Below are 14,265 nucleotides of genomic sequence, written 5' to 3' on the forward strand. Positions count from 1 at the left end.
CAGGGGCATGGTCAGGGGTGTGCTTATGCCTTATTCCAATCAACGGGCAGGCGCACGGTTTGCCGGGCTTTGTTGGTGAAAAGAAGATACCCGTTGTCGCGTCCGTATCGGTACAGCCCTCTGGTCACGGCAACGTCCTGGGTGCAGTACTTGATGATCCTGTCCAGTTTTCCCTGCTTCCACCATTGAAGGGCCAGCAGACCATTGGCGGTTTTTTGTTCGCCCAGGGTGGCCTTGGCCAGATGGTCCAGGGAAAGGCGGTAGCCCAGTTGCCGGTGGACGTGTTCGAGAATGTCCAAAGTGGGCAACCCTGAAAAATCAAAATCCACGAGTCCCGAAAGCACCTTGTAATCAAAGCGTTTGATATTGAATCCCACCACCAGATCCATGGTTTGCAGATGGTGAACCATGGATCGCATGTCTTCCTGAAGATAGGCCGTATAGTCTTTTTTCAGGGAATCATACACCACCACGCAACTGACCCCCATCTTGTGGGCCTTGTTCCAGCCGCCGACTTCCTGGGCCGAACGCCGGGTTTCAACATCCAGGACGCCATAGTGCACAGGGTGATGCCTGGGGGATTCCTCCCTTGGGGACTGGTGGTCTGTTGAGGGGTGAGGGCTGGGCATTGAAACGTGCACGGGCTGATCCTGGGGCAGGATGTTCACCTTGCCCGGTTCCCTGGCAGGACCCCGGCGCAAACGTTTCAGGATCTCCAGGGCCGCATGTTTGTCTATGGGGCGGTTGCCTGATCCGCATTTGGGCGAATGCACGCAGGCCGGACAGCCTGTCTTGCAGGGGCAGGATTCAATGACCTGCAGGGTCCTTGCAAGGAGTTCCCGGCCTCGGTCAAAGGCCTGCCTGCATAGCCCGGCTCCTCCGGGAGTGCCGTCGTAAATGAATACGGCTGCCTGGTTTGTCTGGGGATGCAGGGGGATGGAAATGCCACCCAGGTCGTTGCGGTCCGTGAGAACCAGCAGGGGCAAAATGCCGATGGCCGCATGTTCACAGGCATGGATACCGCCCATGAAATGCAGGTTGTCCTGTTCCAAGGACTGTCTGACCCGGTCGGGAATATCAAACCAGATGCCCTCGGTCTCGAAAACCAGGGGAGGGAGGTCCAGGGGGATCGTGCCCAGAAAGGTGCCGTTGTTGGAACGTTTTTCATATTCCGTGACCTGTTCGGTGATTCTGAGCCGTCCCAGATACAGGGTGGTGGACCAGATAGATTTGCGATCCCTGACCTGAAGGATTTCCGTTGTCTTGGACGTGTGGGGACGGGTATAGAATCCCACCTTGCGGGGTGTGGCAAAGGCCGTTGAGGTTTCAAGATCCAGGGATTCGATCACATACGTTCTGGTGTTGTGCAGATAGACCGCACCGGGATGGGTTTCGTGAAAGGCCCGCATTTTGTCGATCTGGCCCATGACCTCGCCCGAGACGGCGTCCACAATGGAAAAACCGTGTCCCGAGCCGCGCAGACTGACCTCCCGCTGCGGGTATTTGCGTGCGGCATACCAGGTGGCACCATCTTCCGAACACAGGAGTTTTCCCTGACGTTCCAGTTTCTGCAGGGTGGTCTGAACACGTGCAGATTCGGCAAAAGGTTCGTCCCTTGCAATGGGCATGTCTGCTGCGGCACAGGTGATATGGGAAGCCATGATGAACGGATTGAAGGGATTGATCACCGCTGCTTCAGGGGGAATGGAAAAAAATTCCTCGGGATGGCGCATGAAGTATTGGTCCATGGCGTCCTCGTGGCCGATGAGAATGACCGCGGATGTTTTCCCGGCCCGGCCGACCCGACCGGCCCGCTGCCAGGTGGCCATGATTGATCCGGGATATCCCAGCAGGATACACAGATCCAGGGAGCCGATGTCAATACCCAGTTCCAGGGCACTGGTGCTGACCACGGCCAGGAGCCGACCGCTGACCAGATCCGCCTCAATGGCCCTGCGTTCCTCGGGCAGGTACCCGGCCCTGTAAGGACTGATCCGTTTGCCAAGTTTTCCCGCTTTCTGGGCGGCCCACACGGAGATGAGTTCGGCCATTTTTCTGGACTGGGTGAAGACCAGGGTTCTGAGTTGGCGGGCCAGTGCCGCCTGCAGGAGAACAATGGCGGTTTGGGATGCGCCTGCGCTCTGGCCGTCAAGAAAGACAACATGCCGCTTGGAGGATGGTCCTCCACTTTTGTCCACGACCTCCACATCCAGGCCTGTCAGGGCCGAGGCCAGTTCGCCCGGATTGGCGATTGTTGCCGAGGAAAAAATAAAGGTCGGATGCTTTCCATAGGCCGCACAGATGCGGAGCAGCCTTCTGAACACCCAGGCCATGTGTGAACCCATGACCCCGCGATAGGTGTGTACCTCGTCCACAATGACGAAATCCAGATTTTTGAAAAAGGTTTGCCACGTAGTGTGGTGGGGAAGGATGCCCAGATGGAGCATATCCGGGTTGGTCACCAGCACGCCAGGTGGATTGTTTCTGATTTTTGCCCGGTGCCAGGAGGAGGTGTCCCCGTCATAGATGGCTGCCAGCGGATGGGGCAATCCCATGAGATGCCCGGCAAGGTTCTGCAGATTCTTGAGCTGGTCCTGGGCCAGGGCCTTGAGGGGGAAGAGAAACAGCGCCCTGGCCTGCGGTTTTCTGAGTAACGTGTCCAGAACCGGCAGGGCATAGATGAGGGTCTTGCCACTGGCTGTGGGCGTGGCAACCACGCAATGCCTGCCCGAACGAACAAGATCAACGGCCCTTGCCTGATGGGTGTAGAGCCTGTCCAGTTTCAGTGTGGCCAGCATGGCGTTGATCTGCGGATGCCAGGGACGCTCGGGATCGGCGTAGATGGCGTTCTTGGCCGGCAGAACGGCATGGTGAACCAGGTCGGGAGCAAGGGATGGATAGTTTTTGAGCCTGGAGATGTAATCGTCGATCATGGGGCAACCTGTTGGCAGGAGAGTGCATATTTACATGCCGTGCATTGCGTTATGCGTCAGTTTGATATAACGGAAGACCAATCTGCAAATTGTTTGCTCCCTCCAGTGAAATGGCAAACGGTTCCCTTGTCAATCATTGTGATCTGGAAGCATCCACTCCATCAACCAAGGAGGTTGCCATGTCCGACACAAAGTATCGCATCAAGACTGCCTGTCCCCAATGCGGCTGCAGCGCAGCGGCTGTTATGACCGAGGAAGAGATCAAAAAACGGTATGGGGATGCCCCCAACATTCACATGACCTGTGATGCATGCCAGGCCGAATACGAGGCCAACATGGCCGAGGCCTGTCCTGAATGGGACAAGGCATGTCAGATGGCCAAAAGCAATACCTGATGCAGGTTTTCAGGATAGAGAGGCAGAAATTCCGAGACGGCATCCCGAACACAGGCCGCAAGGTTTCGTGAGCAGCATGACTGCGCGTTGCACGTTGTGCAGGCGTTCGGGATGCCGAGACAAAGACTTTTCAGCCCAGGGAGCATTCATGAAAAAATGGTGGTTGGTCTTCTGCATGTTTTTGTTCGTTCCCTCAGCCTTTGCCGGAGGAGAGCTGGAGATCGGTCAGGATTTTCCCGGTCTTCTTCTGCCCCGACCCAGCGAACAGGCAATGACTGCGTATCTTGGTCTTGCCGACGGGGTCAGGGAATTCAACGTTTCCCAGATCAAGGCTGATCTGATCGTGGTGGAATTTTTCAGCATGTACTGCCCTCACTGCCAGCACGAGGCCCCCTTGTTGAACGACCTGTATGACCTTCTTCGCAAGGAAGGCTTGGACGCGCAGGTCAAGATGATGGGAATCGGGATTGGTAATTCCGCGTATGAAGTGGGCATTTTCCAAGAAAAATTCGAGATTCCCTTTCCTCTTTTTGCGGATGAAGACTACATCTGGCATGCGGAGGTCGGGCAGGTGGGTACCCCTTATTTTGTCTTTGTCACCCTGGATCAAGGCGTGGGCAAGGTGGCCTTCACCCACATCGGAAGAATTGACAGTGCCTCGTGGTTTTTGATGAAGGTCAAAAAATACCTGTAGACACGGCACAAGATGGCCGCATGCATCCTCAATCGTATGGAGACGTTCATGAAATGTTGCGCAACCCTGATGATTTGTCTGATGCTGATTGCCGGGAGCGTTCAGGGATGGGCCGCCCAGTTCCCCAAACATCCGGTGTACAAGACAGGCCAGCTCGAACCGCTTGATAGCGTTCTCAAGGTTCAGGTCGGGCAGATGGCACCTGATTTCACCCTTCCGTCCACCAATGGCAGCCGGGTTTCCCTGGGAGACTATCGCGGCAGGAAAAACGTGATGCTTTCCTTTGTTCCGGCAGCATTCACCCCGGTTTGTTCGGATCAGTGGCCGGGCTATGATCTGATCCAGGAGATATTCGAAAGTCACAATACCATGATTCTGGGCATCAGTACGGACAATATACCCAGTCTGTATGCCTGGACAACGGCCATGGGCGGGTTGTGGTTTCCGGTTCTGTCCGACTTCTGGCCCCATGGGGCCGTGGCAAGCATGTACGGGGTTCTCCGATCGAGCGGGATCTCGGAACGGGCCATCTTCATCATCGATGTCAAGGGCATCATCCGGTACATTGATGTTCATGACATCAACTCCCGGCCCAAACTGCAGCCCATCATCGAGGCCCTGGAAGGATTGCAGTGACATGATCTGTCTTGCCTTCACCCGACGGCTTTTGTACGGATGGCCCTTTGGATGGTAGAGACGGGAATGCGAACCGTTCGGATCGCCATGACCGGCCATCCGGGCTTACAACATGCGAGGACACTGGATTGATACGCTCATTGATTATCACGATGCTGGTTGTCGGGTGCCTTGGCTGGGCCGTTCCTGATACGGCCCGGGCCGAGTACAGGGGAACGCTTTCGGGCGAGCAGTTTGTGGATATGGTCACCCAAACCACGGCACGGGTGGTTGTGGTCAATTTCTGGGCCACGTGGTGCGGGCCCTGTCGGCAGGAGTTTCCCTCTCTGATGGCGCTGCGCGATCAGTATGATGACAAGGATCTTTTGCTCATGGGCATCTCTCTGGATTACAATGCCGAAGCGGTACGGTTTTTCTCGGACCGGGTGGGGTTCAACTATCCCATTTATCTTGATGGGGGAGAGATTGCCTCGGCCTTCAATGTCACGGCCATACCGCGTTTGCTCGTGTTTGCCGATGGCAAGCTCCGGGCCAGTCACGTGGGATACATACCGAAAGACACCCTCAACCAAGTGATCCAGTCATTGCTGGATGCCGATGCCAAGGGAGAAGAGTCATGACAATGTGGCGCCATGCTTGTGTGGGGATCAGCGGGATATTGTGCATGCTCTGGTCATGCGCTTGCATGGCCCAGCAGACCGGGCAGCCGGCCATGGGAGAGGTGAACACCCCCTTTCAGCTCTGCTGCGCAAGTCAACGGGCCGATGCCGAAGCCCTGGCCAAGCGGCTTGTTGCCATCATTCCCGGATTGCAGACACGCATTGTCAGGGAATCCTGTCAGGATTCCCTGGGCAGTGATGTGGATTTTTACGGCCTGTATGTCTGGCATGCAGCCATGACTCCCGAGGAGATCTGTCGGGAATTGGGAAAAAAGGAGTGCGAGCGGTGCCGGCAGCACGTCCGGGATGTCTGTCCGGAGACGCTGGGATCGTCAGGGGATCAGGGAAACTAGGTCAGGGAAAGAAACTTCCCGTGCCTCACGAAAGGGACGCGGGCCGTCTGTCTTGGTTGCGGGCGAGGCCGGGTTGATCGATCCCCTTGATCTCAAAGGAAATCGCATCGAATTTACACGCCTGGTAGCATTTGAGACATCGGATGCATTCCAGGCTGTTGGGGGTCTCGTAAAAGCTGACCCCCATGGGGCAGATGGCTTCACAGGCCTTGCAATGGGTGCACGCGTCCTTGTCCCAATGCATGGTAAAGAGGCTGACCTTGTTGAACAGGGAATAGATGGCCCCCAGAGGACACATGGTTCGGCAGAAGGGCCGACTGGTAACGACCATCCAGATCAGAAGCAGGATCAGGATGGTCATTTTGTTGAAAAAAAGTCCACCCACCAGGGCCCTCAGGTCCGGTCGCATGGCCAAAAGGGGAATACCCGCTTCCAGCGTGCCTGCCGGACAGATATATTTGCAAAACCAGGTGGAACCAAAACCGAATTCATCCACCACAACCAGCGGCAGGATGATCACGAACAGGGCCAGGATCGCGTATTTGATCCATGTCAGGGGTTTCCAGATCCCGTATTTCGGGGAAGGAATCTTGTGCATCAGATCCTGGAACAACCCGAAGGGACACAGCCACCCGCAGGGCATGCGGCCGACCAGGCTGCCAATGATTCCGAGAAATCCGACAACATACAAGCCGAATCGGTACTGGCCGCTGGCCCATGTCAGTCGGATGGAGGCCAGAAAGTTCTGGATCGCGCCCACAGGGCATCCACCCACTGCAGCCGGACAGGACCAGCAATTGAGCCCGGGAACACACACGGATTTGAGCTTGCCCGTGTAGATGCCCAGGGGGCCCAGCGGGAAAAGCCAGTAGGCATTGGTGATGAACGTGGCCAGGATTTGGACGATTCGTCGGGTCATATGGCTCACCCTATCCCGATGCAACTCAGGCAGATGGCCACGCCCTTTTCAAAGACGCTGTCCACTTCCCCGAGATTGATGCCAAGGATGAAAAGAACCAGAAAGAAGAACAGCACAAGGTAGGAGATCAACGTTGAACGGTTGGGCATGGGAGATCCTTTTGAACATCATCGTGATGTACCTGCCAGGAAATGGACAGTAATCCTGTATTCCCGGCTGCATTTTTTTGAACCCGGAGCATGGTTTCCATGCACCCAACGGGTCTTGCCTGTTTCATACGATGAGCCCGTTGTTAATGCTTTTACACCATGTGTGCAAGTCATGACGGTATCAGAAACGGGTTCCTGTGGACTTTACCCCTTGCCCCCGGCGTCACCCGCGTCTATACCTCCTGCATGTCCTCTCTTTTTTCGCAATCCCCTTCCCTTGAGCAACCCCGATTTGTGCCCATGACCCGGGTGGAAATGGACCGGCTTGGCTGGGATGAACTTGATGTTCTGCTGGTCAGCGGTGATGCCTATGTGGATCACCCTTCCTTTGCCATGGCCCTGCTCGGGCGTCTTCTCATTGCCCATGGTTTCAGAACCGGAATTGTCACTCAGCCCAGGTGGGACACCACCCGGGATCTGCTTGTCATGGGCCGGCCACGGCTGTTTGCCGGTATTGGGGCCGGTGCCCTGGATTCCATGCTCGCTCATTACACGGCCTTTCGCAAGAAACGCTCCGACGATGCCTATACGCCAGGAGGTCTGGCCGGTGCCCGACCCAACCGGGCGTGCATCGTATACACCAATCTCGTGCATCGGGCATTTCCCGGACTTCCTGTTGTGCTGGGCGGCATTGAGGCTTCTTTGCGGCGCATCACCCATTATGATTTCTGGTCCGACAAATTGCGTAAACCCATCATTCTTGATGCCAAGGCAGACATGGTTGTCTATGGCATGGGTGAACGAGCCCTGGTGAAGATTGCCCGGCAGCTCGAGCAGGGGGTTGATCCTTCAGGGATATGCGGGACGGTCATGGTTGATGAGCCCGTGCCCGAGGGGGTGGAGTGTGAGGAACTGCCCTCTCACGAAGCCATGCTCGCGGATCCGTTCTTGCTGATGCAGGCAACATTGACCATGGAACGGCTGGTTCATCAGGGCAACAAATGGGCCACTCAAAAGGTCGGCAATCGCACCGTGGTGCTGGCGCCACCTGCAGCTCCTCTGCAGCAGGAGGAAATGGATGGGCTCTACGCCCTGCCTTATGCCAGAAAGGCCCATCCTCTGTACTCGAAGAACATTCCGGCCGAGGCCATGATCAGGGATTCCATCACCAGTCATAGGGGGTGCGGCGGGGGGTGCTCGTTTTGTACCCTGGCATTGCATCAGGGGCGGCGAATTTCCTCTCGCAGCCGTGCATCCATCATGCACGAAGTCGATCGCATGGCCAGGATGCCCGGATTCAAGGGAAACATTTCCGATGTGGGCGGGCCAAGCGCCAACATGTGGGGAGGGTGGTGCACCCGGACAAAGGGGCCGTGCCAGCGTTCCAGCTGTATGACCCCGACCCTGTGTTCCCATTTCCGGGTGGATCAGAAGGCCCATCTTGATCTGCTTCGGTCGGTGCGACAACGTCGCGGCATCCGCAATGTTCGCGTGGCCAGCGGGGTGAGGTTCGATCTCGCCCTTAAGGACCTGCAGGCCCTGACCGGCTATCTGGATGATTTTGTGGGGGGGCAGCTCAAGATCGCCCCCGAACATGTCTGCGACCATATCTTGCGGCTGATGCGCAAGCCAGGACATGTCCTGTTCGAGCGTTTTCTGGATATTTTTGCACGGCAGGCTGCCAGGGCAGGGAAAAAGCAGTATGTGATTCCCTATCTCATGAGCGGTTTTCCCGGTACAACGGACAAGGATATGCACGCCTTGGCCCTTTGGCTTGCCAAGCGGGGCTGGCGACCCCGACAGGTGCAATGTTTCATTCCCATTCCCGGTGCTGTTGCAACGGCCATGTTCTACACCCGGCGTGCCCCAGACGGCACCCGGATCCCTGTTGCCACAACCGATGCCGAGCGTATCCGGCAGCATCGCATTCTGGTTCCTTCCCAACCATCAGATCGCCGCATGCACAAGCATACCCCCGGTTCAGCCTGCAAAGCACGCACAAAACGTCCACGGCATCACCTTCGTGGCAAGGGCACACCCCGTTGATGCATCTGCCATCTTCCCAGTGACCAGACAGACAATGATGCACAAAGGCCGGTTCGGGATACCCGAACCGGCCTTTGTGCATCTGGTTGGTGGTGGTTGCTACATTTCCTTCTTGCTGCCCGAGCTCATCTGCAATCCGATGCCTTCGAAAAGGTAGAAGATGGCAAATCCCCATAGCAGGGTGTAGATCACGTAAAAAGTCAGCGAAAACACGAGCATTCCTGCCTTGCTGGTGGAACTTTGGGGAACGACTCCAAAAAAGTTGTACCCCACCTCAATGCCCCGCTTGACCACTTCGGAGACAAACTTGGCCGCCTTGAAGTCCTTGGCATGCTTGAGCTCCACATCCATGGTCGTGAAGGTCTTCCACCAGACATAAAGGGCCTCTTTGCCTGACATCCCGTATTGGGCTTCAAGAAGGTCGTCCTTGTTGTTGAACATGTTCTGGGCATCCTCGATGGCCTGATGTATCGCCGTGTGCAGATCCCCGTTGACAACAACGGATGCTCCCTGGTTTTGGGCCATCATGCCGGCCTGATTCAGGATGAGGGCGCTTTTTTCAGCCAAGTCTTCGGTGCCCAGGTGCAGGGTCAGATCGATGGTATGTCCCTTATATGCGTTATTGCCTTCCTTGAGCCGGGGGAAATAATTGGTCGATCCCTTGGCAATGGAATTGAACAGGTTGTCCGAAGCGTGGAAGGCGTTTACCATTTCTCCATGTGCTCCCTTGAAGGAAGGAGAAAACATGTACGTGAGAACACTAAAGAATATGATAGTGAGAATAATTCCCATGGAAAAGTGTTTCTTGTCGTAAACAAGCATGGTTAGACCTCCCCTCTGAGCAATTTGATATTGACGAGAAATTTGCCGATGACCCAGACTGCAAAGAACCCGATAATGACAAAGAAAGCCCAGTTTCCGACATTGGCCAGCAGGGAGGTGGTCGTGTCGGAAATGGTGATGACCTTCATCTCTCCCAGTTTTCCGGGGAGGGCGAACAATCGGTTGATGAACCCGGCAAGAATGGCCGTGGCATAGAATCCGCGAATGTAGATACCTTTGACAACCTTGGTGGTCAGGGCGCCCACCTGGATGCCGAGCAGGGATCCGATGAGCATGCCCATGGCCAGGGTATAGAAAATGAATCCGTAAATGGCGTATTGGCTGATGGAAGCAAATCCGGCCGTGAAGATGATCTGCAGGATATCCGTTCCAACAGCGGTGAACGAGGATACGCCAAGCACGTACACGAACATGGGAAAGGTCACGAAACCACCGCCCACACCCATGATGGCGGCCAGAAAGCCGACAAGGCCACCGCACAGGGCCACGAACCAGGCCGAGATTTTCTTGCCGCCCGGAAAAAGATCCTCATCAAAGGTGATCATGGGAGGGATGACGGCAGACTGCAGCTTGGCGGGAAGACCGGTTCCTTCTGCAGCGCCTTTTCCCTTGGATGCTGCCGGTTTGGATTCTGCGTTGCGCAGCTTGAGAAAGTCGATAAGGGCGTAGGCCCCCAGAAATCCCAAGAGCACCACGTAGATAATGCTGATGAAGGTGTCACTCATGACAGGATTGAGTTCATAGATCCAGCGGTTCAGGATACCGCCGGCAAATACGCCCCCCATGGAACCGACCAGAAAGGCAATGGCCAGGGCCACGGAAACATTACCGAGTTTCTTGTGGATGGTCGTGCCCATGATGGCCTTGGCGAAAATGTGAAAAAGGTCCGTGCCCACGGCCAGGATACCCTTGATACCCGCACTCATGAGGGCCGGGGTGATGATGAATCCGCCGCCGGCTCCGATGCATCCGGTAATCAGACCGGCACACAGGCCGATGAGCATGGATGCGATAAAGATTCCCGGGGTGTAGAAGGCCGGGGCATAGGCCTTTTTGCCGCCGAGAATGGATGGAAGATCAGCGGGATCGGCCGCTGCAAAGGCGATGGACGCGAGGATGATCGGAACGAGCATGAAGGCGAGCAAGCGCAGTTTTTTCTTGTTGTGCAAAATGGACATGGACGTTTCATAGTCCCAGCGTGCATGCGCGGTAGTAGCCGCCATGAGAGCATCATAGATTCTTTTTCCAAAAGCCATACGTATTCCTCCTTGGAAATGCGAAAAAGCATCAAAACGTTATATCGTATCGAACATGGGGTGGTCTTCATGTGGTCATCTTTTTGCGTTCTGCCTCCTTCTTGAGTTGCAGGGTTTTTCTCTCGTGAAGCAGACGTTTGTGATAGGCGTCCTCCAGTTTGAACAGGAGATCGTCTATGTCCGTGGGCTTCATGAGATAGTCAAAGGCACCAAATTCCATCCCTTCCAGGGCCGCTTCTATGTTGGCATGCCCCGTAAGCATGATCACTTCGGTCAGGGGATGCTGTTTTTTGATGGCTGTCAGGGTCTCGATGCCGTCCATGCCGGGCATCTTCACGTCCAGCACGACAATATCCCGGGGATTCTCGCGCATCATGGCCAGGGCCTCCTCACCCCCCGAGGCTCCGGCAATGTCGATTTTGCGTTTGGCAAGTCGCTTGATAAGGGTTGAGCGGAAATCGTCCTCGTCATCAACGATCAGTACGGAAAAATCGCGTTCCATGGCTGTCACCTCCCGGCCGGGATGGCCTTGTTGATCTTGGCGATCAATTCATCGAGGTCACAGGGTTTGGTCAGATAATCCATGGCTCCGTGCTTGAGACCTTCTTCAGCCGCCTGTTCCGAGCCATGCCCGGTGAGCATGATCACAGGAAGGTCCGGGGCCATTTTCTTGATGATCTTGAGCACCTCGATTCCATCCATGTCCTCGAGTTTGAGGTCGAGCACCGCGATATCAAAGTCCTTTTTTCGTAGCACCTGCAACGCCTCGGTGCCCGTCAACACCCCGGTAACCTCGATACCCCGTCTGGCCATGCGTTTGGCCAGAACGTTCACGAATCCATCTTCGTCGTCCACGAGCAGCAAAGAGATGGGGTCACCTGATGGTTCTTGTTTCATGGTTCAATCCCAGGACTGTCTTGAGGTTATTTCCCGCATCTGGGCGTCAATGATCTTTTCCTCATGCTTGAGTTTTTTGGTCTTGGCCTCGTCAATCTTGGCTATGAGCTGGTCGATGTCACAGGGTTTCATCAGGTAATCAAAAGCCCCCATCTTCATCCCGTCTATGGCCGATTCCACGGTTGCATGACCGGTGAGCATGATCACCTCCACCAGGGGATAATCCTTTTTGATGGCCTTGAGGGTTTCAATGCCGTCCATGCCGGGCATTTTCACATCCAGCACGGCCACGTCGATGAGGTTGTTCCCTGCCAGGACATCCAGGGCTTCCTGGCCGCTAAAGGCCTTGATCACCTCCATTTCCCGCTTGCCGAGCCGTTTGGCCATTGTCTGAACAAAGCCTTCTTCATCGTCGATCAAAAGAACTGTTGTCGCCATGTATGCCTCCTCTCCTTATGTATCTTGCCGGGTCACGGGAATGTGTACGTGGAAGACGGTTCCCTTGCCCACGGCACTGTTGACTGAAATTTCTCCGCCGATTTTTTTGATGATCCCGTAGCAGATGGACAGCCCGAGGCCCGTCCCCTTGCCCACGGCCTTGGTGGTGAAAAAGGGATCAAAGATCCGTTGCAGGTTGGCCGGGGCAATGCCCGAACCCGTGTCCTCGATATCAACAACAATCATCTGGTCTTCCAGACGGGTGGACAGGGTGATGGATCCACCTTTTTTGGAATCTATGGCATCAACGGCGTTGTTGATCAGGTTGAGAAAGACCTGCTGCATTTCCGACGGGGAAACATGCACGGTGGGCAGGTTGGCGGCAAGATTGCTGATGATCTCCACATTGCCGAACCGGGCCCTTTTTTCCGACAATCCCACCACTTCCTCGATGATGGTGTTCAGTTGGACATCCTGGATGCGCGAATCGATCTTGCGGGCAAAGCTCAACAGCTTGTGGGTAATCTCCTTGCACCTGATGCCCTGATTCCTGATCTGGTTGAGGGCGCGTTGGTATTCCTTGAAGTTGTCGCTGTTCTTGAACTCTTCCTCCTCGAGAATATCGCCCATCCAGCCGGCTTCCTCCACCATGATGGCCACCGGATTGTTGATTTCGTGGGCGATGCCTGCGGCCAGCTCGCCCAAGGACGCCAGTTTGCCGGCCTCGATGATCTGTTCGTTCATCAATTCCTTTTCCTGGTCGGACTTTCTGATCTGATCGACCATCTTGCGGGAGAGAAAGATGGCCATGACAAAAATGCTGCAACTGCCCAGGAAAAAGATGACAATGCCCAGATTGCGCGTCTGATAAAGATCGGAAAAGGCATCCTTTTCATCCTGTTGGAAGATCAGGACCCATTTGCCGTTGTTAAGCGTGGTAACAAGATATATGGACTGGTGGTCAGCGGAATAGGAGCCCTCGAAGACCTCGACGCCTTCAGCAGGAATGTTTTTACTGAGAATATGCTTCTTGATGGTCTCGGTATCGGGCTGATTGGCCTGCAGCTTGGTTTGCAGCTCTCCCTTACGGTTGACGATGAACGCCCGGCCTGTCTCGCCGATGCGGATGTTTTTGACCAGTTCGTTGAACAGGACAAAATCAATGGTTGTCCGCACGATCCAGTTCCTGGTGCCGTCTGTCTTCCGAATGGCGATGATGAAATGCGGTAGTCCCCGAATGCCCAGAAAGACATCACTGATGTAGAACTCCTTTTCCATGGCCTCCCTGAACCATTCGGCCTGGGAGTAGTTGACACGGCCGAGGTTGAAGGGGCCGACATAGTCGGTCTGGATGCCCTCGTCATTGATCAGCCCGATATCCACGAAAAAGGGGCCGTATTCCTCTCTGAGTTGTTCAAGTTTGGACTGCAATGCGTTTTCGTCATCCAGTTGCGGGATGGAGCAGGTTTTGGAAAGGAACAGGATGTTGGCCAGTTTTTCCTTGAGGAAATTGTCGATATTCTGTTTGTGTTTCTCCACCAGTTCCTGAATGTGGGCAATGACCTTGGCTTTGTACGCATTGTTGTACTTGTACGAGGTTATGAAGGTGATCAGGATGAGCGGCGTGAACGAGGCAATGATCATCTTGATGACAAGATTCCTGGTAAGATTGTGATAATAGGCTTCATCGTGGGTGATTTCTTCGCAGTTCATGTCCTGTCCTCTTTCCTGATGTTCTCTCGGTTCTCCGGTCTTGCCCGACCTTGCTGGAGTACAACTCCCGGGCTGTGCGCCCTGTCCCGGCCAAGGCCCGGGGAAATCGAACGAAGTCGAGAGCTAAACGCTGTTTGCCTATACCTGTTTCAAAACAAAGGGCAATGCCCGTGCCAAAACGTTTTGTTGATTTGATTTTTCGCAGTCCCTTGAAATCAAATTAAAAACAGGTACAGGTATCCCCAGTTGAAACGTTATGGAACGAAAAAAAAATGTGACATGTCAGAAAATTTTACAGAATGTAAATGAATGATATATGTCTATTTTGATTGCA

At 54.8% G+C, this 14,265-nt stretch carries 15 protein-coding genes; 6 read left to right on the plus strand and 9 right to left on the minus strand.

Annotated features, from left to right (window positions below):
- Nucleotides 1–23 precede the first annotated feature (23 nt).
- A complete protein-coding gene (locus tag DPF_RS09400) occupies nt 24–2,933 on the minus strand; it encodes a DEAD/DEAH box helicase (RefSeq protein ID WP_069859413.1) in 2,910 nt (969 codons plus the stop codon).
- 179 nt (nt 2,934–3,112) lie between these two features.
- Here DPF_RS09400 and DPF_RS09405 point away from each other — a divergent pair, with 179 nt between their 5' ends.
- The 5 genes from DPF_RS09405 (at nt 3,113) to DPF_RS09425 (ending at nt 5,670) form a co-directional block, all read left to right on the plus strand.
- On the plus strand, nt 3,113–3,328 hold the full coding sequence (locus tag DPF_RS09405) for a hypothetical protein (protein WP_069859768.1): 216 nt from the start codon (nt 3,113–3,115) through the stop codon (nt 3,326–3,328).
- 148 nt (nt 3,329–3,476) lie between these two features.
- Nucleotides 3,477–4,022, plus strand: coding sequence for a peroxiredoxin family protein (locus DPF_RS09410; protein WP_069859415.1), 546 nt, complete (start codon nt 3,477–3,479; stop codon nt 4,020–4,022).
- A gap of 48 nt (nt 4,023–4,070) precedes the next feature.
- A complete protein-coding gene (locus tag DPF_RS09415; RefSeq protein WP_069859417.1) occupies nt 4,071–4,658 on the plus strand; it encodes a peroxiredoxin in 588 nt (195 codons plus the stop codon).
- A 128-nt stretch (nt 4,659–4,786) separates the two neighbouring features.
- Nucleotides 4,787–5,278 carry a TlpA family protein disulfide reductase gene (locus DPF_RS09420; RefSeq protein WP_141721105.1) on the plus strand — a complete coding sequence of 164 codons (492 nt, stop codon included), beginning with the start codon at nt 4,787–4,789 and terminating at the stop codon, nt 5,276–5,278.
- Complete coding sequence (locus DPF_RS09425; protein ID WP_069859422.1) at nt 5,275–5,670, plus strand: hypothetical protein; 396 nt, start codon at nt 5,275–5,277, stop codon at nt 5,668–5,670. Before DPF_RS09420 ends, DPF_RS09425 begins: the two co-directional genes overlap by 4 nt.
- 25 nt (nt 5,671–5,695) lie before the next feature.
- On the opposite strand, the gene DPF_RS09430 is transcribed toward DPF_RS09425, so the two are convergent.
- Nucleotides 5,696–6,589 (minus strand): 4Fe-4S binding protein, encoded by an 894-nt coding sequence (locus DPF_RS09430; protein ID WP_069859424.1) that lies wholly within the window; start codon nt 6,587–6,589, stop codon nt 5,696–5,698.
- Nucleotides 6,590–6,594: 5 nt separating this feature from the next.
- A complete protein-coding gene (locus DPF_RS14090; protein ID WP_176724225.1) occupies nt 6,595–6,738 on the minus strand; it encodes a CD1871A family CXXC motif-containing protein in 144 nt (47 codons plus the stop codon).
- A gap of 246 nt (nt 6,739–6,984) precedes the next feature.
- On the opposite strand from DPF_RS14090, the gene DPF_RS09435 reads away from it, so the two are divergent.
- The gene (locus tag DPF_RS09435; protein WP_069859769.1) at nt 6,985–8,784 is read left to right on the plus strand and encodes a YgiQ family radical SAM protein; all 1,800 of its coding nucleotides are present in this window, start codon (nt 6,985–6,987) and stop codon (nt 8,782–8,784) included.
- A gap of 99 nt (nt 8,785–8,883) precedes the next feature.
- Here the strand turns inward: DPF_RS09435 and DPF_RS09440 are convergent, their stop codons facing one another.
- The 6 genes from DPF_RS09440 to DPF_RS09465 all read right to left on the minus strand — a co-directional run bounded on the left by DPF_RS09440 (nt 8,884) and on the right by DPF_RS09465 (nt 13,931).
- A complete protein-coding gene (locus DPF_RS09440) occupies nt 8,884–9,606 on the minus strand; it encodes a hypothetical protein (RefSeq protein ID WP_069859426.1) in 723 nt (240 codons plus the stop codon).
- A gap of 2 nt (nt 9,607–9,608) precedes the next feature.
- Complete coding sequence (locus tag DPF_RS09445; RefSeq protein ID WP_069859427.1) at nt 9,609–10,883, minus strand: sulfite exporter TauE/SafE family protein; 1,275 nt, start codon at nt 10,881–10,883, stop codon at nt 9,609–9,611.
- Between the two features lie 67 nt (nt 10,884–10,950).
- Nucleotides 10,951–11,385, minus strand: a complete 435-nt coding sequence (locus tag DPF_RS09450; RefSeq protein ID WP_069859429.1) for a response regulator — start codon at nt 11,383–11,385, stop codon at nt 10,951–10,953.
- A 5-nt stretch (nt 11,386–11,390) separates the two neighbouring features.
- Nucleotides 11,391–11,780 (minus strand): response regulator, encoded by a 390-nt coding sequence (locus DPF_RS09455; protein WP_069859431.1) that lies wholly within the window; start codon nt 11,778–11,780, stop codon nt 11,391–11,393.
- Between the two features lie 3 nt (nt 11,781–11,783).
- Complete coding sequence (locus DPF_RS09460; RefSeq protein WP_069859433.1) at nt 11,784–12,218, minus strand: response regulator; 435 nt, start codon at nt 12,216–12,218, stop codon at nt 11,784–11,786.
- Nucleotides 12,219–12,233: 15 nt separating this feature from the next.
- On the minus strand, nt 12,234–13,931 hold the full coding sequence (locus DPF_RS09465; protein WP_069859435.1) for a sensor histidine kinase: 1,698 nt from the start codon (nt 13,929–13,931) through the stop codon (nt 12,234–12,236).
- Nucleotides 13,932–14,265: the final 334 nt, after the last annotated feature.

It is taken from the genome of Desulfoplanes formicivorans (assembly GCF_001748225.1).
Classification (GTDB): domain Bacteria; phylum Desulfobacterota; class Desulfovibrionia; order Desulfovibrionales; family Desulfomicrobiaceae; genus Desulfoplanes; species Desulfoplanes formicivorans.

Bases quoted from the DNA above. Each gene is read 5' to 3' on its own strand.
- DPF_RS09440 (WP_069859426.1), bottom strand. From the start codon at position 9,606: ATGCTTGTTTACGACAAGAAACACTTTTCCATGGGAATTATTCTCACT.
- DPF_RS09425 (WP_069859422.1), top strand. From the start codon at position 5,275: ATGACAATGTGGCGCCATGCTTGTGTGGGGATCAGCGGGATATTGTGC.
- DPF_RS09430 (WP_069859424.1), bottom strand. From the start codon at position 6,589: ATGACCCGACGAATCGTCCAAATCCTGGCCACGTTCATCACCAATGCC.
- DPF_RS09400 (WP_069859413.1), bottom strand. From the start codon at position 2,933: ATGATCGACGATTACATCTCCAGGCTCAAAAACTATCCATCCCTTGCT.
- DPF_RS09405 (WP_069859768.1), top strand. From the start codon at position 3,113: ATGTCCGACACAAAGTATCGCATCAAGACTGCCTGTCCCCAATGCGGC.
- DPF_RS09415 (WP_069859417.1), top strand. From the start codon at position 4,071: ATGAAATGTTGCGCAACCCTGATGATTTGTCTGATGCTGATTGCCGGG.
- DPF_RS09455 (WP_069859431.1), bottom strand. From the start codon at position 11,780: ATGAAACAAGAACCATCAGGTGACCCCATCTCTTTGCTGCTCGTGGAC.
- DPF_RS09410 (WP_069859415.1), top strand. From the start codon at position 3,477: ATGAAAAAATGGTGGTTGGTCTTCTGCATGTTTTTGTTCGTTCCCTCA.
- DPF_RS09435 (WP_069859769.1), top strand. From the start codon at position 6,985: ATGTCCTCTCTTTTTTCGCAATCCCCTTCCCTTGAGCAACCCCGATTT.
- DPF_RS09450 (WP_069859429.1), bottom strand. From the start codon at position 11,385: ATGGAACGCGATTTTTCCGTACTGATCGTTGATGACGAGGACGATTTC.
- DPF_RS14090 (WP_176724225.1), bottom strand. From the start codon at position 6,738: ATGCCCAACCGTTCAACGTTGATCTCCTACCTTGTGCTGTTCTTCTTT.
- DPF_RS09460 (WP_069859433.1), bottom strand. From the start codon at position 12,218: ATGGCGACAACAGTTCTTTTGATCGACGATGAAGAAGGCTTTGTTCAG.
- DPF_RS09465 (WP_069859435.1), bottom strand. From the start codon at position 13,931: ATGAACTGCGAAGAAATCACCCACGATGAAGCCTATTATCACAATCTT.
- DPF_RS09445 (WP_069859427.1), bottom strand. From the start codon at position 10,883: ATGGCTTTTGGAAAAAGAATCTATGATGCTCTCATGGCGGCTACTACC.